Source organism: Pseudomonas kitaguniensis, from assembly GCF_049199985.1.
In the GTDB taxonomy this organism is placed as follows: Bacteria; Pseudomonadota; Gammaproteobacteria; order Pseudomonadales; family Pseudomonadaceae; genus Aquipseudomonas; species Aquipseudomonas kitaguniensis.
Map to the genome: position 1 here is coordinate 26,128 of NZ_JBLZPT010000003.1, position 19,414 is coordinate 45,541.

Below are 19,414 nucleotides of genomic sequence, written 5' to 3' on the forward strand. Positions count from 1 at the left end.
TGAGGCGGGCGTGTTGTGCAGAGCCCGCTCGCCACAGCAAGCCCGTTTCCCACAACAAGACTGCTGCCCGCCAGGGTGATCACTGGCTGGCGAAGGCGTAGGCCCGTTCCACCTTGCACACCCGCGTTTGAAACGCTGAATACCACAGCGCACGCCCTTGCTCGCGCACCGCTTGATGCTCGGCGTCCTGCCTCCATGCGAGGATCGCCGCCTCGCTGCTCCAGTACGACACGGTAATCCCCAGGCCGTCTTCGCGTGCCGACTCCACCCCGAGAAACCCCGGTTGTTCGCGCGCAAGTTCCAGCATGCGCGCGGCCGCCTCAGCGTAGCCTTGATCGCCTTCAGTGCGCACTGAGCTGAAAATCACCGCGTAGTAAGGTGGGGCGGGTGTGTTGGCGATCATCGAGACACTTCCTGGCAGGCGTTTAACAGTGCAATGGCCAACGGCGGCGTTATACCGTTGAGCGCAGCGCGTTCGGGTTGGAACAGCGTGGCGACGAAAAACGGGTGGTCGAGCAGTTCGACTGCACGCAGATCGCCGGCCGAGTCATGGCCGCAGGCAATCAGCTCGCCTTCGAGCAACATGCCTGCAAACTCACGGTTTATGCCGTAACGGCAGCGATAGCCTTCCTGAACATCCAGGCTGCCGTAAGCGTCGGCGATGCGTGTGTACGGCGCCAAACGCACGGTGTCGGTCGCCTCTACCAAGGCGCAACTGAGCGGCGCGATCACCGCGCGTTTAGCCTCGGGGGCCAGTTCGCCGTGTTCGGCATCCGCCCAGCCCAGCACGTTGCGGGCATATTCCAGTACCGCGTGTTGAAAACCGCCGCATGTACCGAGGAACGGGCGTCGTTGCTCGCGGGCAAAACGGATCGCCCGCAGTGCGCCATCGGTGTCGCGGTACGGGCTGGCGGGCACGCACCAGAAGCCATCGAACGCCTGCAGTTGGGTGGTGGGGGTGAGCGAATCGGTGTCCAACCATTGCACCTGAACGCTCAGGCCCAGCGCTTCGGCCGCCTGCTGCAACGCCACCGGAATGGCCTGGTGCGCGATCACATCGGGGTTGTAATCGCCGATCAGGGCGAGCTGTAGAGCGGGGGCTTTCATCGAGTACGTCCCATGGCTTGTGGTGTGCTGGTGCGCACTATAAATTGGCGTTCACGCAATCAATATTGGCGTTTGCCCACATGCTCAATGCAGCAACGCACTATCAAATCGACTACGCAGACCTCTCGCTGATTCTCGCGCTGGTGCGCGGCGGCAGCCTAGCGCGCGCGGCGGCGCTGTTGCGGGTGGATGTGTCGACGGTGTTTCGTGCGGTGCGGCGCCTGGAGGCGGCGCTTGGCCAGACACTCTTTGAAAAAAGCCGTGCCGGCTACCTGCCCACCAGCTTGGCGAGCAACTTGGCGCAGCAGGCCGAACACGCGGAACAAGCCTTGGAGGCCGCGCGCATCGGTGTGGAGCAGGGCGGTGAAGTGATCAGCGGCACCGTGCGCCTGACCTGCACCGACTCGGTGTTGCAAGGCCTGTTGCTGCCGGCCCTGACGCAGTTCATGCCCGAGTACCCGGCGCTGTCCCTGGAACTGAGCACCTCGAATGATTTCGCCAACCTCAGCCGTCGTGATGCGGACATCGCCCTGCGCCTGACCAAAACACCGCCGGAGCATCTTGTAGGTCGTTGCCTGGGCACAGTGGCGTATCAGGTGTTTGCCAGTGCAGATTTTGCGCGGCGCAACGCAGGCCGCGAGTTGGCCGAGCTGGCCTGGATCGCGCCGGATGACTTCCTGCCCGATCACCCCAGCGTGGCCTGGCGCCGCGAGCACCTGCCGGGTGTGCGCCCCAGTTATCGCTGCAACAGCATGTTGTCGGTCGCCGAATTGGTGCGGGCAGGGCTGGGCGTTGCGGCGCTGCCGGATTTTCTATTGGCGGACGGCTTGCAGCCGCTGAGCCCCGCACTGCGCGGGCACGACACGGCGCTGTGGTTGCTGACGCGCCCGGATTGCCGTGCGCTGCGGTCGGTGGTGACACTGTTTGACGAGCTGGGCCGGCACCTGCGATTACCCTGACAAACCCTTTCACCCGCCAGCCGCTTTTTTGCGGCTGGCGCGGTCACTCAAGGTTTGCGCATGAATTGCTCGTGCATTTCGCCGGTCAGCCTCTCGATACGCTCGGTAAGCTGCTTGGTCATTTCCGTCAGGCGGGTGTTTTGCTCGAGTAATTCCAACAGTTGTTGGGTGGTCTGTTCGGCTTGGGCCTGGCGTTCGGTGTTGGCGACGGCCAGCGCCTCGCGGTGTTGCGCATCGGCGTCGGACTGCGCCTTGTCGCGCGCGGCCTGACGCGTCTGGGCCAGCAGGATCAGCGGCGCGGCGTACGCCGATTGCAGGCTGAAGGCCAAGTTGAGCAGGATGAACGGGTACACGTCAAAGTGAGTAACACCCGTAACGTTCAACACCACCCACAGCACCACGATGGCGGTTTGCGCACCGAGGAAGGTTGGCGTACCAAAGAACCGGGCGAAAGCTTCGGCTTTGAGCGCAAAGGTGTCGCTGCCGAAGGTCGGCGCCAGGTGGGCATGGCGTCGATGAAAACGCAGGGGGTCGACGGGTGCGGCTTCTGGTTTGTCTGGGGTCATGGCGGGCTCGAATGCGGGGCATAAAGACAACCAGCACTATAGACCGAGCCCTCCGGCCAAGCACATGAAGATCGGGTCAGCGGCTGCCGCGCTCACGCGGAATGCGCGACCAGGTTATCGCTGACATTCACCCGGTTGCGGCCAGTGTCCTTGGCCACGTACAGCGCGCGATCCGCAGCGTTCAGCCACATGGCGGCATTGTTGAAGACGGGTTGAAAGTCCGCCAGGCCAATGCTCAAGCTGACGCGCAATTCCGGAACCTGCGGGTCGCGATAGTTACTGAAGTTTTCGCGCAGGCGCTCCATCACTTGCGCGGCGGCAGGCAGGCGCATTTGCGGAAGAATCACACAGAACTCGTCGCCCCCGTAGCGCCCTGCCAAGTCGTTTTCGCGCAGGTGTTGACGCAGTTCCAGGCTCAATTGGCGCAGTACCGCGTCACCGACGATATGGCCATAGGTGTCGTTGATCTGCTTGAAGTGATCAATATCGATCAGGGCGATCGTGGCGTGGCTGTGTTGCTGCCGGCACTTGTGAAACTTGAGGCTCAGCAGGTCTTTCCACGAGCCATTGTTGAGCAGGCCGGTCAGGCTGTCGACGCGGCTCAGGGCGCTGAGCGCGCGTTTATGTTCCGACAGTTTGATCGCCAACTGATAACAGACCATACCGATGGCCATCGGATAAAGCGTCAGTATCGGCAGGCACGTGTAGACCTGAGCAAGGCTGACGTTGGGGTTGAAGGTGACCCCGAACAGCGCCCACGCCATGCCGATACCGGCGGCCTGCGCCAGCAGCCCGCGCAGGAACAAGCGTTTGCCGCCGGCCGCGACGTTGTTCATGGCCGTCATCGACAGCAGGGTTACCGCCGTCAGTGGCGCGAACTGCGCGGCCGCCGCCCAAAAGCCGCAAAATAATGAATCGTAGAGCAGGTTGCGCTGTTCGGCCTGGTAGGGAAATGGTGAGCGCATGGACAGCTGGAAGGCCACATGAGCCCACGCATAGCCATTGAATATCAGCAACGCCCAGACCCAGCCGGGCATCGCCAATGGGTAAAGGGCGCCCATGACACTGATACAGCCGATACCCAGGCCGATGATCCTTGGCGTGTAGATGCGCCTGGCAAATGAAAGCCCTTTGCCTAGTTTGTTTTCCATAGTGTTCTGGGTCAGCTCTTTTTCGCAGATACAACAGCGTTCATCAGCGGTTAAAACCGCGGATCGGCCTTTAATGGTCAATATTGTCAGTTATTCGCGCAGGAATAATCAGTGTCCTTCCGGGCCATTTACACAGTACAACCTGCGAATACGCCAAAAACGACCGGGAATGTCGTGGATACAACAGCGCGTCAGTGCGGGCGGGGAGTGCTGACTTCGTAGCCGGCCAGGAACAGGTCGATGGCCGACTCAATAACGTTGGCCTGGCTGGCGGCGTCGAGCACAGGTTGGCCCAAGGTGATCTGGGGCCAGAAGGCGAACGCTTTGAGCAGGCTTTGTATCTGGTGCGCCGCGAAAGCCGGATCGGTGCAGCACAGGCGGCCATCCTCGTGGGCGGCGCGTACCCACTGGGTGAAACCCTCTTCGCGTTTACTCAGTCGGTTGACCATGTTCTGCGCGCGTTCCGGTGAATGGATGGTGGCGGCAATCGCGACACGGGCCAGGTCGAGGAAATTGGCGTCCGACATCATTTGCATCTTCGCCTGCAGCAAGCCGCGCAATTGGTCGCGCAGCGGGCGGTCGCTGGCGTAGCTCACGTCCAGTTGCGCAACGCTGCTGGCCCACAACTGGTGGAGGATTTCGGCAAACAACTCTTCCTTGCTCGGGAAGTGGTTGTACACCGTACGTTTGGAAACGCCGGCGGTGGAGGCGATTTTGTCCATGCTGGTGACCTCGAACCCGTTAACCCGAAACTCGGCGATAGCCGCTGCCACGATGGCTTCGCGTTTGCGGTCGGTGAGGCGTAGTGGGGCAGTCATGGATAACATTCGGCTCTAAAGGCAAATTACACTCGGTAGTTTACTTGCTCCGGGTTTTGTTGCAATCTAGAAACTACACTGTGCAGTGTAATTTATACGCGCAGTGTAATTTATGAGCGGACCGTAGGAGTCACCCGGTAATGGCCACGATTTCAAACCGTCTCGCCCGCAAGCCCACCTTGCGCAAACCCGCTGAGCGCGAGCAAGGGCACTTCACCAACGATGCCCCGGTGCAGCACGGTGGTGTTGGCAAGACGTTGCGTATTTTCTGGAACATGCTTTTCAACAAACCGCGCAGTACGCGGCCGGTGGGCAAAATCCCGGTGCAACCGCTGACGCGCGAGCAACTGTTGGCCGCGCCCGATCACAGCGTATTCCGCCTGGGGCATTCGACCGTACTGCTGAAAATGCGCGGTAAATTCTGGGTGACCGACCCGGTGTTTGCCGAGCGCGCTTCACCGTTCAGTTGGGCCGGGCCCAAGCGTTTCCACGCGCCGCCCATCAGCCTCGAAGACCTGCCGCCATTGGAAGCCGTGATTCTTTCGCACAATCACTATGACCATCTTGACCGCAAGGCCGTGGTCCAACTGGCCGATAAAACCCGTTACTTTCTGGCCCCGCTGGGCGTAGGCGACACCTTGGTCAAATGGGGCGTGGACGCCAGCAAAGTACGCCAATTGGATTGGTGGGAAGGCACTGAGGTCGATGGCATTCGTTTTACCGCCACACCGGCCCAGCATTTTTCCGGGCGTGGCTTGTTTGACGGCAACCAGAGCCTATGGTGTTCGTGGGTGATGATCGACGGCGCGCGGCGGATTTTTTTCAGCGGTGACACGGGTTATTTCGATGGCTTCAAACGTATCGGCGAACAGTACGGGCCGTTTGACCTGACGCTGATGGAAACAGGTGCTTACAACGTCGACTGGCCGCATGTACACATGCAGCCGGAGCAAACCCTGCAAGCGCATATCGACCTCAAAGGCCGCTGGCTGCTGCCGATTCACAACGGCACTTTCGACCTGGCGTTCCACGCGTGGCACGAGCCGTTCGACCGCATCATGGCCCTGGCGTGGGAGCGTAACGTGTCGATCACCACGCCCGCGATGGGGCAGGCGTTCAGTTTGAGCCTGCCTGAACGTGGGCATGCATGGTGGTTGGACGTAGAAACCGAGAGCGCAACGGAACACGCCGCAGGCTAGTCTTGGGCACGCTGCGAAAAAAGGAGTTTTCAGCGTGTTTCAGGCCTACGACAAACCTCGGATGAGAGTGCGATGATCCCGTGAAAGTTATTCTCGGGGTGCAGTTCAGGTGGAAAAAGAGTGTAGGAAGTATTGGCAATCAGGTATGCCCTGTCACCAAGGGGCTTCATTGCCATTGACGGGGTCGGACGCAGCGCCGTCCCAAGCCGATAAAGCGCGCCAGGGCGGTATCGTCTTTGCTGGCGAGCACCATGGAGGCGTCGCTCCAATTCCCGGCTACAACGCGTTGCCTCCCTTGATGAGGTCCGCACGTGACCCGTCCTTGTTACTCAACGCCCTGAGCGGTATCGACCCCACAGGCCCGGTGATGGTGGAAGTGCCCTTGGTGCTGAATAACACGACCTTCACCGCGAGCCAATTGTTCTCGGGGTGGCGAATCGGTTTCGCTGACCGCTATGTATGCAGCGGTCAGGGCAGCCCTGCTTACCACAGCGCTGCCATGCGCCGAGCCTTCGACATCCTGCGCCAGGCCGGTGCGCGATTGGTGCCGGTCAACGCTCAACGCGCGCATGGCAGCGTTCAATTCACGCCGAACAGTCGTAATGAAATCGATGAGCTAGTGGCCGAGCATCTTCTGGACGCCTTGATGTCTGACGGCAAGAGCGCCGCGTTTCATGGTGCTTGCCGAAGCGGTCATGCCTCTCTTTGCGACACGTTGGAGGATGGCACGCAGCTCTGGTTTTATGGCCCATCCTGGTCACGTGATACGTTGCCCACCTTATTGGATGTGTATCGACGGATCAGCGCGTGTGCGCCCAATTAACTGAGCAACGTGTAGAAGCTGCGCGCGCACGGTTTACACTCACTGCCATGGAGGGACCGCCATGGCCTGTAAAATCCACATCCTCGGCGCCGCAGGTGCCGGCACCACGACGCTGGGCAAGGCCTTGGCCGAGCACCTGAACGTTGCTTATTTCGACTCGGACGACTTTTACTGGCAGCACACCGTGCAGCCGTTCACCGTCGCCCGGCTGCGCGATGAACGCACCCGCCTGTTGCTGGAACAAACTGCCGGCCTTGAAGGCTGGGTGTTGTCCGGCTCACTGTGTGGCTGGGGCGATGCGATGATCGAGCAGTTCACCCAAGTGGTGTTTTTGCGTGTAGAGCCGCACGTGCGCCTGCACCGTCTGCGCCAGCGGGAAGTGCAACGCTACGGCGACCAGATTCTGCAAGGCGGCAGCCGCCATGAAAACAGCGTGGCCTTCCTCGCATGGGCGGCGCGCTACGATGGCGGCAACCGCAGCCTGCGCAGCTTGCGTCGGCATGAAAGCTGGTTGAAGCCGCTGACCTGCCCGGTGATCCGGCTGGACGCTACGCACCATTCGGCTGAGGCGTTGGTGACTCAAGTGATGCGCTTGTTGAGTTCATCAACCGCGAGATGATGCCTTGTGCGGACGGTTCTGCAGGCGCTGCGTCGAACCTGCGCGCACTCATGCCCCAACCCGGCGCGAACCCCGGAAAAAACACCAGCCCTTCAGCCTCCAACCGAAACGCCAACGCCAACCGGGTGTCATCGTCCACATCGCCCTGGCTTTCGAAGCGTTGCAGCGCTTCTACCGCCACGCCGGCCTGGCTGGCCAGGTTTTCACGGCTCCAGCCCAGCATCGCGCGGGCCTGCACACTGTGCTTGGCGGTAAATTGATGCAGGACGATCTGCTGTTCTACGAAAGAGCTCATTGCCAGAGAGTGCATGGGTGTTCTCCAGGTTCGACGGGGGAGGGCAAACTATACTGTGTTTTTGTACAGTTGTTTTGACCGCTCATCAACTGGATGTATTTTTTGCGCGCACGGCTTGCGCTACCCGTGATCTGCCTGCAACCCCGGGGCCTCCCGAATGATCAGGTGGTCCAAGTTCTCGATATTCGCGCTGAACACCCCGAACGTCTGCTCGGGGTTCTTTTGGCTCGGCACCTGTTTCAGCTCCGGCGTTACGCCGTAAAAGAAGCAATACAACACCCGTTCACTGCCCGCTGCGGCCTTGATCTGCTCCAGGAAGGCGCTGCGCTTGCGATAGTTCTCGATGAGCTTTTTGCTCAAGTAAACGTTGACCGAATAGGGCTTTTTGTCGAGCCATACCTTTTTTTCGAAGTCGATGCGAAAGCTGCTGGTGTAGTCCTTGATCGCTTTGATTTTGCCCCAGTAGATCAGGCCCTTGTTGTCTTGCAGGTATTCGATTTTCTTGAAAAACGTCCAGTAGGTAGCGCTGTGGTCGCCGATCTTCAGCGGCATGCGTTTGAGTGTGTCCTTGTCGTCAATATTCGACACATAACATTCCACCGGGTGGGCGAACACGCTGGTTTTGTCCGGCGTGGCGTCGCTGCTGGTGTGGGCCGTGGCGGCACGCTTCGAAGGCGCTTGCGGTGGGGCTTGTGAGACGTTGCCCTCGGTGCCTGCCAGCGGCGGTTTACGTGGGTACTCACGCCGTGTGAGCAAAAATTCCGAGGGGAAATTGTCCTCGCGCTCGTCGTCATTTTCAGCGCTCGCGGCCTTGTGCGTGCTGGCGTAGCGGCAGCCGTCGATATGCCGAGTGCTGGTCTTGTTTTTGAAGTGGGGCGTGCGCAGGTAATTGACGTTTTTCGCGTTGAACGTGCTCAGCACATTGCCCGTATCGAACGCCGCACGGCAGGCATCGTTGGGGCACAGGAAGCGGTCCTTGTCGGAATCGAACGGGTTGGTTTCGTCGAAATTCAAGTCTCGTACGTCGTAGATCGACAGTTTTTCATCGAGACTCAGGCTGTACGCCGTGTCGAATTTCATAGGGCTCGGGTCCGTGAGATACGTAGCTGGATATTACCCAAATATCCGCGGTGATGGAGATCGAAAAATGTGGGAGGGGGCTTGCTCCCGATAGCGGTGGTTCAGCCGGCAAATGGGCTGATTGACACGCCCTCATCGGGAGCAAGCCCCCTCCCACATTAGAGAGGCGGTATTGCAGACACGCGGCGCCCACTCAGGAAGCACAAGGTGCCGCCCACCGCCGTGAGTGCACCCAGCGCATAGAACATGCTGGTGGGCGCAGCGTTTATCAGCAGGTAACCGCAGATCACCGGGCTGAGCGCCCCACCAAAGGCGGCCAGGTTCTGCGCGCCGTAGTAACTGCCGCGCAGTGCATCGGGGGCGAGGGTGTCGATAAACAGGAATTCCGACGGGTAGATGATCATCTCGCCCAAGGTGAACACGAACATCGCTACGCACCAACTGACCAGGCTGTGGGCCTGGCTGAACCCGATCAGCCCGGCAATAAACAGCAAACTGCCGAGCACGATCCAGTAACGCAGTTGCTCGCGCTTGAGAAAACGGCCGATCTGGTACTGCAGCACAATCACCGTAATTGCATTGCACGCCAGCACCGCAGACAAGATTTTCAGTGCCTGCTCCGGCCGGTACGCCACCAACAAAAACTGCGACAGGTAAAGCGTATAGCGCCCATGAACAATCGTGCTTAACAGGCTGCCGCAGGTGAACAAAATCAGCGTGCGGTCGCTGCGCAAAGTGCGCAAGGTGCTGAGAAAACTCAACGGCGTATAGCTGCTGTCGCGTTGGGTGGGCGCGATGCCGATCATCAGGAACAGGCTGCCAAACGCAATGGCGCTGGCGATCAGGAAGGGCGCCTGCGGCAAGTGCCCGGCGATCACCACGCCGAGCATCGGGCCGGTGGCGTAGCCGACATTGGTCAGGGTATAGCGCAACGAAAACACTTTGGCGCGATCACCCACCGGCAAGTTCTCGCTGATGATGGCCTTGGAGCCAATCAGGAACAGCGCCGACGCGGCTTCGGTGATCACCAGCGTCAGGGTGGTGAGGTAGAGGTTACTGGCAAAGGTCAGCAACAGAAAACCGATCGAGCTGGAGAGCATGGCCAGGATCAGCAACCTGCGTTTTTCCAAGCGGTCGATGATGTAGCCGCCGTAGAGGCCGAGCAATGTGGCGATGAACACGGCAAGGCCCATCAACAAGCCGATGTCTTGCTGGTTGAGGCCAAGGCGTGTGCTCAACCACAGCGCCAGCAAGGGGCTGGTCATCGCGCGGCTGACCACCACGGTCACCGAGCAAATCATCAAGCGGCGGATTACCAGCGAATAGGTGGCCACGGTGGCGAGAATGTCCTTATTATTTTCCAAGACAATACACATCAAAATATGAGCACAGCTCAACTGTGGGAGGGGGCTTGCTCCCAATAGCGGTGGGTCAGATAACCCAATACTGCCTGGCTTGCCGCCCTCGCAGGCAAGCCAGCTCCCACCTTTAGAATCGTATTACTGGCCGGCGTTAATGCTGACTTTTGCCACCGCACCTTGCTCCAGGTCCCACTTCTTCAGGATCTTGCCGTAGGTTCCATCATCAATCATGCCCTGCAACGCCTCGCTGATCGCCGCGACCAACGCCGTGTTGCTCTTTTCAATCCCCAGCCCGGTGAACTGTTTGGAAATCGCCAGGCCCACCGGCTTGTACTTGCCCTTGTCCAACGACATCAAATAAGGAATCGTCTCGCTGCCCTGCATCGCCGCGTCCAGGCGGTTTTGCTGCAACTGAGCCCGCGCATCCGCCGAGCCTTCAGTGCCGATTACCACGATTGCCGGCTTACCCGCCGCTTCGCAGTTTTCCTTGCTCCACGCGGCAATTTCCGACGGCCACGTAGTACGGCGGCTGGTGCCGACTTTTTTACCGCACAGGTCAGTCAATTCCTTGAGTTCTTCACGCTTGGCCAAGGTGTACAACTGCGGGCCGCTGGTGAAGTAGTCGACAAAGGTCACCGACTTTTGCCGCTCGGCGGTGTCGGTCATGCCCGACAGAACGATGTCGACGCGCTTGGTGGTGAGGCCGCTGAGCATCTGCTCGAAGCCGGTTTCCTGCCACTTGATCTTCACGCCCAGGCGCTCGGCCAAGGCGTTGCCCAAATCAAAGTCCAGGCCGGTGAGCTTATTGGTGGCGGTGTCCTTGAAATCCATCGGCGGGTAGTTCGGCACGATGGCCGCGCTGATCTCGCCCTTGTCCTTGATGGCCGCCGGCAACGCCGCAAACACACAGGTGGAGGCCATCAGGCCTGCGAGCAAGGTTGGGATAAACATCTTTTTCATGGGGGCGTTCTCGTTAGTTTTTTAGTTAAGTGCGAACGGCAGAAATAAAGCTTTGGGTACGCGGATTTTGTGGGCTTATTAGAATTTCTTCCGGGCTGCCGGCTTCCACAATCTGGCCGGCATCCATAAACACCATGCGGTTGGAGACTTCGCGGGCGAAGCCCAACTCATGCGTGACCACGATCATGGTAATGCCGGTGCTGGCCAAATCGCGCATCACCGACAGCACTTCGCCTACCAGTTCCGGGTCGAGGGCTGACGTGGGTTCGTCGAATAACATCAGCTTGGGGCGCATCGCCAACGCGCGGGCAATCGCCACGCGCTGTTGCTGGCCGCCCGACAATTCCACCGGGTAGGCATTGCGTTTATCCGCGAGGCCGACACGCGCGAGCAACTCCAGCGCGTCCTCGATGGCTTCCTTGGGCGAGCGCTTGAGCACTTGGCACGGGCCTTCGATGATGTTTTGCAACACGGTCAAGTGCGGGAACAAATTGAAGCGCTGAAACACCATGCCGGTGGCCAGGCGCTGGCGTGCTATCTGCGCTTCATTCATCTCATGCAGCTTGTTGCCGACCACCCGGTAACCGACCAGTTCGCCGTCGACCCACAGGCCGCCCTTGTCGATTTTTTCCAGCTGATTGACGCAGCGCAGCAGCGTACTTTTACCCGAGCCGGACGGGCCAATGATGCACATGACTTCGCCTTGCTCGACCTCGATATTGATGTCGCGCAACGCGTGATACTCGTCGTAATACTTGTTCAGGTTGACGGCCTTGACGATGCTTCTCATGGGGCAAATCTCCTCAAGCCAAGCTTACGAACGCTTGCCGGCGCCGCGGGCAAAACGACGCTCAAGGCGGCTTTGACCAAATGAAAGAACAGTCACCACCGCCAGGTACCAAATGCCGGCAACCATCAGCAATTCCATGACGCGGGCGTTGGCGTAGTAGATGTTTTGCGCGTTGTGCAGCAGCTCCGAGTACTGGATGACACTCGCCAGGCTGGTCATTTTCACCATGCTGATGAACTCGTTGCCTACAGGCGGAATAATCACGCGCATGGCTTGCGGCAGAATAATCCTGCGCAGCGCTTGCAAACTCGGCATGCCGATGGACTTGGCGGCTTCGTATTGGCCGGTGTCCACCGACAGCAGCCCGGCGCGCACCACCTCGGCGGTGTACGCGCCCTGGTTGATACTCAAGCCGAGCAGGGCGGCCACAAACGGCGTCATCAGGTCGACCGTGTCGAGGCTGAACAGACCCGGAATCGCGATCACCGGAAAAATCAGCGCCAGGTTGAACCACAGCAGCAGTTGCAAAATCAGCGGCGTGCCACGAAACAGCCAGGTGTAGGTAATCGCCACATAGCGCAGAATCGGGTTGGCCGACATGCGCATGATCGCCGTGATCACGCCGATCACCACCCCCAACGCCATGGCCAAAATCGACATGATGATGGTGTTCACCAGGCCCCAGATAATCGCCTCAGACGTGAGGAACTGGCCGATGTAGGCCCATTCGATCTGTCCATTGGCAAACGCGCGCAACAACGCGGCCAAGGCGATCACGATTAACGTGGCAAAAAACATCCGCCCGTAATAGCGACGCGGCACATGCTCGTACTGCGTAATGTCGAACTGGTTCTCGGACAACTTGCGCTCGGCTTGCAAGCGCTCCGCCGGGGTTTGGTTCATGGTGCTACTCCACTGCTGTACTCGATCCAACTGTTAAAACACGGTCCAAATGTGGGAGCTGGCTTCCCTGCGAAAGCGCCAGCAAACTCACCACAAAGGCCCAGGTTTAAATCCGAAACCCCTGATAACTCTCAGCCCATCTCTGCTGCTCAGCCAAAGCAGTCTTCAACCGCCCAATCTGCTCGCGAACCCGTTTCGGCGCCGTCCCGCCCCACCCACTGCGCGCCGCAATCGCCGCTTCCAGGGTCAAGCAATCGCGCACCTCAGGCAGCAGCCGCGCATCCACCTCAGCCAACATCGCCGGCGAGGCTTCCCACAACTCAATCTCATGCTTCTCACAGGCCTGCACCAGTGCGCCGGTAATCTCATGCGCCTCTTTGAACGGCACGCCACGCATGGCCAACCAATCCGCCACCTCCGTCGCCAAGGTGAAACCCATCGGCGCCTGACGCCGCAGCTCCTCCACCTGCACCTTCATCGTCGCGACCATCCCGGCCATCGCTGGCAGCACCAGCAGCAAGGTGTCCACGCTGTCCAGCACGCTGTGCTTGTCTTCACTCAAATCGCGGTTGTACGACAGCGGCAACGATTTGAGCGTCGACATCAACCCGGTCAGGTTGCCGATCAAACGCCCAGCCTTGCCCCGCGCCAGTTCGGCAATGTCCGGGTTCTTCTTCTGCGGCATGATCGAGCTGCCGGTGGCGTAGGCATCATCCAATTGCACCCAGCGAAACTGGCGTGACGACCACAGGCAAAACTCCTCCGACAGCCGCGAAATATTCACCCCGAGCATGCCCGCCACAAACAGAAACTCTGCCACATGGTCGCGGCTGGCGACGGCGTCGATGGAGTTTTCACACGGCCCGGTGTAGCCCATTTCCTTGGCTGAATGCTCTGGCTGGCGCGCAATCGCTGACCCGGCCATTGCCGCCGCACCCAAGGGCGACAACGCCGTACGCGCATCCCAATCCACCAAGCGCTGCACATCGCGCAACATCGACTGCGCGTGCGCCAGCAAGTGATGGGCGAACACGATAGGTTGCGCCTGCTGCAAGTGCGTAAAGCCCGGGCAGATGCTGTCGATGTGCTGCTCAGCCTGTGCCACCAGCGCCTGCTGCAAACCCAACACGTCGCTGGTGATGGTGCGCGCGTGGTCACGCAGGAACAGCCGCAGGTCATTCGCCGTCTGGTCGTTGCGCGAACGCCCGGCGCGCAACTTGCCGCCCAAGGCGCCCAGGCGCTCGGTCAATACGCGTTCGATAAAGGTGTGCACGTCCTCGTCATCCAGGGTTGGATGCAGGCGGCCGGCGGCGAAGTCCTCACCGATACGGTCCAGCGCTTCTAGGGTACGCAAGGTTTCCGACTCATCCAGCACACCGGCGCGCTGCAACTCACGGGCATGGGCTTGGGAGCCCGCCAGGTCGTAAGGCGTCAGGCGAAAATAGCGCTCAGGGCAACGCGACAATGCGGCCAGCGCGGCAGACGGGCCGCGCTTGAAGCGAGCGCCCCAAAGGCGGTCGGTGGGCTGAGACATAGGTGTTCCTCACGCTTGTTTTTAGAAGAGTCGGAGGCAGTTGAAGCAGAAAGGAATCGCAGTTGAACCAGTGTCTGACGCGCTGTGTTCAAGATTGCCAAGGGCCGATGTTTAAGTTCATTATCGCCGCCTGGCTATGTTCAAGGACTGGGTTTAAGCCTGTTGAATATGGCACTTGAGGTCAACGCGTATTATGGAAACCCCACTTTCCACTTCTGGAAACATGCCGCCAAAACCCGGCACACGACCACCTCTGCAACTGAGCGGCCTGGACTTTAAATTGCTCCGGGTATTTATGGCCGTGGTTGAAGCGGGCGGTTTCAGCGCCGCACAAAACGAGCTGAATGTGGGCCTGGCCGCCATCAGCAAACAGATCTCCGACCTCGAAATTCGCATCGGCATGCGCCTGTGTACGCGGGGCAGGGAGGGCTTTGCGCTGACCGAAGAAGGCAAGTTGGTGTATCAAGCGTCCATCGAGTTATTTACCTCGGTAGACAGTTTTCGCGACAAGCTTAGTTCGGCACAAAACGAACTCATCGGCGACCTGAGTGTGGGCGTTATTGATAACACCGTTTCCGACGTTAATTCGCCGCTAGTGGCTGCGCTGGGGAAGCTACACAGCCAATCGCCAAAAATCAGACTGCGCTTACACGCGTCCCAATTGGACGAAGTTGAACGCGGTGTGGTCGAAGGCCGCCTGATCGTCGGCATCGTCCCCGTGTACCAGCGCCGCGAAGAATTCGACTACTTCCCGCTGTACGAAGAAAAGGCCCACGCCTACTGCGCCGTTGGGCACCCATTGTTTAACGCCAGCGACATCACGCCCGACCTGTTGCGCCGCCATGAAGCGGTGAACCACCGGTATGCGATTCATCCCGACAAAACCCACTTCGTCACCTGTGACAGCCAGTCTGCCTCGGCCTCGCAAGTCGAAGCCGTCGCCATCCTGCTACTCACTGGCCGCTTCTTCGGCTTCCTGCCCGAGCACTACGCCGCGCCTTTGGTAAGGGAAGGGCGCCTGCGCGTGCTGTGCCCGGAACGCGTTCACTTGAGTACCGCGTTCAACTTGATCCTGCGCCACAACGCGCCGCGCAGCCCACTGGTAAAAGCCTTCGCGACGGCCTTGGGTGTAGACCTGAAAGCTACACCATAAACCGCGCACGCAGGCGTTGCAGATCAAGGTTGAGATACACGAAAGTTAAACGTCCTACATACCCGTCGTACGCCATAAAGCGAACCGTCTGATATTTCCGTAACGCCCGTTTTCGTATGGTGAGCCCCTGAAATAAACAAGGCGTTTATCTAATGGCTAACCACGGCTACATGAGCATCAGCGGTGCGGTACAGGGTCTGATTTCGGCAGGTTGCTCGACCACGGCCTCCATCGGCAATAAATGCCAGGACGGGCATCGTGATGAGATTATGGTGTTGTCGTTCCAACACAATATGGCCAATAGAGGCAATTTAAGAGGGCCGGCTCACGGCCCGGTAGTCATCACTAAAAATATCGACAAATCATCCCCCTTGCTGGCCGTCGCGCTGGCGAACAGGGAAGAACTGGACTGCTTGATTCATTTCTACCGAACCTCCAGTTTCGGCCAGCAAGAAAAGTACTACACGGTCGACATTCGCGGGTGCATCGTCGCCGACCTCATCCTTGACGTGCCCTATGCCCTACTGCAAAACGACATGGACGCTCAGGAGCATGTTGCGCTGCGTTACCGTGAAATTCTTTGGACACATCACCAGGCAGGCACGAGCGGTTATGCCGCCTGGGATGTCGCGCAGTGACGCGCAACACCGCACTTGAAGGCCCGACATCCCATGACACCTGGACGGTAAGCCAAGCCGCCGCCTATTTAACTAATCAGGCCTGTTTGATCAGTGCCAGGCATATCAGTGACGGCATTGTCAGGCTGCAATTCAATCGGGAAGTCGCCTATTACGCCCGTGGCATTGTTAAAGACGTAGAGGATGGGCGTAAAACGGTTGAGCAAGGGTTGCAGGACATCAAAGACGAGCAGTCACACCTTGTGCGCCAGTCTCGGCAGATTGCCACGAAAGCCATAGGGCTGGTTGCCGGTGGGCTCCAACTGGCAACGGGAGCAGGTGTTTGTTATGCGTCCGTCGGTACGCTGTGCGCGTTTGTAGGCGTACCGATCATGGCGCACGGTGCCAACAATATGTATGAAAACGGACGAAATTTAATTCAAGCACGTAGCAATACCACAGGCCCCGTACGGCAAGGCTATCACTTGGCCGTTAAGGCGTTGGGGTATGGCGAGGATGAAGCAGACATTCTCTACGGCGGTGTCGATATTGCCATGTCTATTTATAGTCTGAGCCGGCTTGTGATCAAGCCGGATGCGTGGCGATTATTTAGATACCTGCCCTCGGACAAAGTACGCGCCTATAAAAAAATGGGCGGAGTGTCGTTGGGTGTAGAAGCTTATATCGATGCTGACACAGCGGTGAAAATGTATGAACGAATGCCCGAATGATCGTTTTCGGTGCTTTTTTGTATGTGTTAGGCGGCGCTGCACTGGCGTACTACTTTATGTACAGGTTTTCGGGGCCGCGCTTGAGTAATTTACAACTGTACTTTTGCCTGATCGTGAATGGCTTTTTTTTCATCAGCTATATGCGGCTGATTGAACGTGGTGATTTTGTGTACTGGTGGCATAGGCCGGACCTGTTGATGCAATACCCAATATTAAACTGGTTCGCCCTGGCTGGAATAATACTTCATGCGTTCGCCTTACCCACAGACAGAAAGCTGGGTAAGGGCAATCAGTAGGCTGGGCTTTAAACGATTCGTTCAGGTATCTCCCCGAACGAATCATCTCAGGCCGTTCAACCTTGCCAACCTTTAGCGCCTGCGAATCTGCTTACATCGCTTCTTCGCATTCTACGGTGGTGTCGATATTGTCATGTCTATTTATAGTTTGAGCCGGCTTGTGATCAAGCCGGATGCGTGTCGATTATTTAGAGACCTGCTCTCGGACAAAGTACCCGCCTTTCAGATAATGAGCGGAGTGTCGTTGGGTGTAGAGGCTTCTATCGATGCTGAAACAGCCGCGCAAATACATGAGCGAATGCCCGAATGATTGTCGTCGGTGCTTTTTTGTATGTGTTAGGAGGTGCCGCGCTGTGCTATTACTTTAAATACAGGTTTTCGAGGCCACGCTTGCGTAATTACACATTGTATTTTTGCCTGATCGTGAATGGTTTTTTTGTCATCAGCTATATTCGGGTGATTGAGCGTGGTGATTTTTTGTACGGGTGGCATAGGCCGGACCTATTGGTGCAATACCCAATATTAGGCTGGTTCGCCCTGGCTGGAATAATACTTCATGCGTTCGCCTTACCCATAGACAGAAAGCTGGGTGAGGGCAATCAGTAGGCTGGGCTTTAAACGATTCGTTCAGGCATCGACCCGAACGAATCATCTCAGGCCGTTCAATCTTGCTAACCTTCAGTGCCTGCGAGTCTGCTTACGCCGCTTCTTCGCATGGAAATGCCGAAAGTGCGCATCCTGCGCCGCCGCCAACAACTCGCGGTCACCGCGCGTATCGCCCCAGGCCCGAAGCCGATAGTCCCCGAGGTCGCCATACACCGCCTCAAGCCGCAGCACCTTGTTCTCGCACCGGCAATTATTCCCGGTGAGTTTGCCGGTCAACACGCCGTCGACCACCTCAAGCTCAGTGCCAATTAACTTGATGCCCAGCCGATTCGCAAACGGCTGCAACACCAACGCCGGCGACGCCGAACACAACGTCACCTCCGCCCCGGAGCCCAGCTCCTGCTCCACCGACAGCACGCCCGCCGGGCGCATCAGCCGCGCCCAATTCTTCTGGCAATACTCCTCGGCCTTCTGCTGCACCCAAGCCTTTTCCACCCCGGTCATAAAGGTGCGGATCAACTGCGCCTTCAACTCATCCCGGCTCATGCGCCGCAACAAAAAGCGCAGCCCCGGTACCGCCAGCTTGACCATCCGGCCATAGAACTCGCCGGTGCCAAAGGCGAATTTGAGGAAGGGCACGAAACTGTCGTGGTGGGTCAGGGTGCCGTCGAAGTCAAAGACGGAGAGTACTTTGGCGTCAGCGGGGCCGGTTTCGAGCATGTCTGGGTTCACGGGTGGTCCTTGATCATTTGGAGCAGGTTCTCATAACGTTGTGACTAGTACCCACTGCATGGGTTCAGGCTAATCACGGTTATGCAGTTCAGATCAGCCAAGCGTGGTGCTGTTGTTATTTCGCTGGCAATGATCGCAGGAGTTTACCCGGTCGGGCATAGGAATGAACGTTGTAAGGCATCCGGCGTTGGTACAGAGCGGATTGGGAAATGGGTGTTGGTGGTCCGTCCGAGCATCAGCACGGACGCACCACCGCTGAGAACTCAACGTGCCGAATGGCTGGATGGCCGGAAATATTCCGCCATCTTTTGATACCAGGTCTTGCTTGTTGGCGCGCGTCGACGGGTCCTGTTGAGCAACAGATACGGCATATCCCGCAACCGAATCCATCCTTCATCCTGCCAATGCAGAAGGCTCAGCGACATCTCCGGCCAATCCAGCAAGCTCAGCATCGGGCGGTCTTTGGACCGGGATTGATTTCCGTCGCGCAGAGTCGGTACGACTTGATGAGTCAACCATTCGCGCAGCAGGCGGTGGCCAGGTGAGTAGTGATAAACCAGCAAGGCGTACACGCCGGATTCACTGATCATCAGCATGTTCTCAGGCTGACCGTGATAACAGATTTCCAGGATTTGCCGCTGATCCTCATCGAGCTTGCTTACCATACGTTCATCCAGATACAGCCCTGTCATGCGGCCGAGGTCACGGGCACACAGCCATGGCTGATTCTCCAGCAGCAGGGCATGCAGATGCAGGTTTTGGCGGATAAAGACGGTAGGTTCATGCATGACACACCTCCGAGCCGGAGCGTGTTTTAGAAATGGTGCAGGTGCTGCGAATGACCTTCGCAGGGGATGCAAAGTATCCAGGCATTTCCGTTACCTCTGGTTGCTTTCTTAGGGCATGCGTTATGGGTGTCGGGAGCTAAGAAACCCACCAGAGACGGGCCGGACATATTCCCCTTTCGGGTCTTGTATTCGCCCACTCCCGACATAACGGGGATTTTTCACGGGCGTAGAGAAACCGCTGGCGAAAAAAAGCCGCATGGCTGTCGGGTGCGGAGGACCGCTCTGGTTGAGGCGTTTCTTAGGCGCCGAGGTGAGAGGGTAAGTGC

At 58.5% G+C, this 19,414-nt stretch carries 23 protein-coding genes; 9 read left to right on the forward strand and 14 right to left on the reverse strand.

Going from position 1 to position 19,414, the window contains the following annotated elements; all coding sequences use genetic code 11:
* Window positions 1-79 precede the first annotated feature (79 nt).
* Window positions 80-403: an antibiotic biosynthesis monooxygenase family protein gene (locus tag ACOZK9_RS05540; protein ID WP_122251433.1), complete on the reverse strand. Its 324-nt coding sequence runs from the start codon at window positions 401-403 to the stop codon at window positions 80-82.
* Window positions 400-1,107 carry a CTP synthase C-terminal region-related (seleno)protein gene (locus ACOZK9_RS05545; protein WP_058415321.1) on the reverse strand — a complete coding sequence of 236 codons (708 nt, stop codon included), beginning with the start codon at window positions 1,105-1,107 and terminating at the stop codon, window positions 400-402. The genes ACOZK9_RS05540 and ACOZK9_RS05545 overlap by 4 nt, the downstream gene beginning before the upstream one ends.
* Window positions 1,108-1,187: 80 nt before the next feature.
* Here ACOZK9_RS05545 and ACOZK9_RS05550 point away from each other — a divergent pair, with 80 nt between their 5' ends.
* The gene (locus ACOZK9_RS05550; protein WP_152748796.1) at window positions 1,188-2,066 is read left to right on the forward strand and encodes a LysR family transcriptional regulator; all 879 of its coding nucleotides are present in this window, start codon (window positions 1,188-1,190) and stop codon (window positions 2,064-2,066) included.
* A 47-nt stretch (window positions 2,067-2,113) separates the two neighbouring features.
* Here the strand turns inward: ACOZK9_RS05550 and ACOZK9_RS05555 are convergent, their stop codons facing one another.
* From ACOZK9_RS05555 to ACOZK9_RS05565, 3 genes are all read right to left on the reverse strand, one after another.
* Complete coding sequence (locus ACOZK9_RS05555) at window positions 2,114-2,632, reverse strand: DUF1003 domain-containing protein (RefSeq protein WP_152748795.1); 519 nt, start codon at window positions 2,630-2,632, stop codon at window positions 2,114-2,116.
* 92 nt (window positions 2,633-2,724) lie between these two features.
* Window positions 2,725-3,783 (reverse strand): diguanylate cyclase, encoded by a 1,059-nt coding sequence (locus tag ACOZK9_RS05560; protein ID WP_421555421.1) that lies wholly within the window; start codon window positions 3,781-3,783, stop codon window positions 2,725-2,727.
* Window positions 3,784-3,974: 191 nt separating this feature from the next.
* Entirely contained in the window at window positions 3,975-4,601 is a 627-nt protein-coding gene (locus tag ACOZK9_RS05565) for a TetR/AcrR family transcriptional regulator (RefSeq protein ID WP_058415325.1), read from the reverse strand.
* Window positions 4,602-4,741: 140 nt separating this feature from the next.
* Here ACOZK9_RS05565 and ACOZK9_RS05570 point away from each other — a divergent pair, with 140 nt between their 5' ends.
* The 3 genes from ACOZK9_RS05570 to ACOZK9_RS05580 all read left to right on the forward strand — a co-directional run bounded on the left by ACOZK9_RS05570 (window position 4,742) and on the right by ACOZK9_RS05580 (window position 7,242).
* The gene (locus tag ACOZK9_RS05570) at window positions 4,742-5,800 is read left to right on the forward strand and encodes an MBL fold metallo-hydrolase (RefSeq protein WP_421555422.1); all 1,059 of its coding nucleotides are present in this window, start codon (window positions 4,742-4,744) and stop codon (window positions 5,798-5,800) included.
* Between the two features lie 298 nt (window positions 5,801-6,098).
* Window positions 6,099-6,623 (forward strand): hypothetical protein, encoded by a 525-nt coding sequence (locus tag ACOZK9_RS05575; protein WP_421555423.1) that lies wholly within the window; start codon window positions 6,099-6,101, stop codon window positions 6,621-6,623.
* A 61-nt stretch (window positions 6,624-6,684) separates the two neighbouring features.
* Window positions 6,685-7,242 (forward strand): AAA family ATPase, encoded by a 558-nt coding sequence (locus ACOZK9_RS05580; protein ID WP_421555424.1) that lies wholly within the window; start codon window positions 6,685-6,687, stop codon window positions 7,240-7,242.
* Here ACOZK9_RS05580 and ACOZK9_RS05585 read toward each other — a convergent pair.
* The 7 genes from ACOZK9_RS05585 to argH all read right to left on the reverse strand — a co-directional run bounded on the left by ACOZK9_RS05585 (window position 7,172) and on the right by argH (window position 14,165).
* Complete coding sequence (locus tag ACOZK9_RS05585; RefSeq protein ID WP_152748792.1) at window positions 7,172-7,552, reverse strand: helix-turn-helix domain-containing protein; 381 nt, start codon at window positions 7,550-7,552, stop codon at window positions 7,172-7,174. The two genes, ACOZK9_RS05580 and ACOZK9_RS05585, sit on opposite strands and share 71 nt — an antisense overlap.
* 105 nt (window positions 7,553-7,657) lie before the next feature.
* Entirely contained in the window at window positions 7,658-8,617 is a 960-nt protein-coding gene (locus ACOZK9_RS05590; protein ID WP_152748791.1) for a hypothetical protein, read from the reverse strand.
* 158 nt (window positions 8,618-8,775) lie between these two features.
* Window positions 8,776-9,951: an MFS transporter gene (locus ACOZK9_RS05595; RefSeq protein WP_421555508.1), complete on the reverse strand. Its 1,176-nt coding sequence runs from the start codon at window positions 9,949-9,951 to the stop codon at window positions 8,776-8,778.
* 165 nt (window positions 9,952-10,116) lie between these two features.
* Window positions 10,117-10,938 (reverse strand): ABC transporter substrate-binding protein, encoded by an 822-nt coding sequence (locus ACOZK9_RS05600; protein ID WP_421555425.1) that lies wholly within the window; start codon window positions 10,936-10,938, stop codon window positions 10,117-10,119.
* 25 nt (window positions 10,939-10,963) lie between these two features.
* Window positions 10,964-11,728 carry an amino acid ABC transporter ATP-binding protein gene (locus tag ACOZK9_RS05605; RefSeq protein ID WP_421555426.1) on the reverse strand — a complete coding sequence of 255 codons (765 nt, stop codon included), beginning with the start codon at window positions 11,726-11,728 and terminating at the stop codon, window positions 10,964-10,966.
* Window positions 11,729-11,752: 24 nt separating this feature from the next.
* Window positions 11,753-12,631, reverse strand: coding sequence for an amino acid ABC transporter permease (locus tag ACOZK9_RS05610; RefSeq protein ID WP_058415332.1), 879 nt, complete (start codon window positions 12,629-12,631; stop codon window positions 11,753-11,755).
* Window positions 12,632-12,737: 106 nt separating this feature from the next.
* Complete coding sequence (argH, locus tag ACOZK9_RS05615) at window positions 12,738-14,165, reverse strand: argininosuccinate lyase (protein ID WP_421555427.1); 1,428 nt, start codon at window positions 14,163-14,165, stop codon at window positions 12,738-12,740.
* Between the two features lie 193 nt (window positions 14,166-14,358).
* Here argH and ACOZK9_RS05620 point away from each other — a divergent pair, with 193 nt between their 5' ends.
* From ACOZK9_RS05620 to ACOZK9_RS05640, 5 genes are all read left to right on the forward strand, one after another.
* Window positions 14,359-15,318 (forward strand): LysR family transcriptional regulator, encoded by a 960-nt coding sequence (locus ACOZK9_RS05620; protein ID WP_058415334.1) that lies wholly within the window; start codon window positions 14,359-14,361, stop codon window positions 15,316-15,318.
* A 152-nt stretch (window positions 15,319-15,470) separates the two neighbouring features.
* Window positions 15,471-15,956, forward strand: a complete 486-nt coding sequence (locus ACOZK9_RS05625; RefSeq protein WP_058415335.1) for an Hcp family type VI secretion system effector — start codon at window positions 15,471-15,473, stop codon at window positions 15,954-15,956.
* The gene (locus ACOZK9_RS05630) at window positions 15,953-16,666 is read left to right on the forward strand and encodes a DUF4225 domain-containing protein (protein ID WP_201024807.1); all 714 of its coding nucleotides are present in this window, start codon (window positions 15,953-15,955) and stop codon (window positions 16,664-16,666) included. Before ACOZK9_RS05625 ends, ACOZK9_RS05630 begins: the two co-directional genes overlap by 4 nt.
* Entirely contained in the window at window positions 16,663-16,962 is a 300-nt protein-coding gene (locus ACOZK9_RS05635; RefSeq protein ID WP_122251444.1) for a hypothetical protein, read from the forward strand. The genes ACOZK9_RS05630 and ACOZK9_RS05635 overlap by 4 nt, the downstream gene beginning before the upstream one ends.
* A gap of 85 nt (window positions 16,963-17,047) precedes the next feature.
* Window positions 17,048-17,272, forward strand: a complete 225-nt coding sequence (locus ACOZK9_RS05640) for a DUF4225 domain-containing protein (protein WP_421555509.1) — start codon at window positions 17,048-17,050, stop codon at window positions 17,270-17,272.
* A gap of 368 nt (window positions 17,273-17,640) precedes the next feature.
* Here the strand turns inward: ACOZK9_RS05640 and ACOZK9_RS05645 are convergent, their stop codons facing one another.
* On the reverse strand, window positions 17,641-18,288 hold the full coding sequence (locus ACOZK9_RS05645; RefSeq protein ID WP_421555510.1) for an HAD-IB family hydrolase: 648 nt from the start codon (window positions 18,286-18,288) through the stop codon (window positions 17,641-17,643).
* 275 nt (window positions 18,289-18,563) lie between these two features.
* Window positions 18,564-19,088 carry a BRO-N domain-containing protein gene (locus ACOZK9_RS05650; RefSeq protein WP_421555428.1) on the reverse strand — a complete coding sequence of 175 codons (525 nt, stop codon included), beginning with the start codon at window positions 19,086-19,088 and terminating at the stop codon, window positions 18,564-18,566.
* Window positions 19,089-19,414 lie beyond the last annotated feature (326 nt).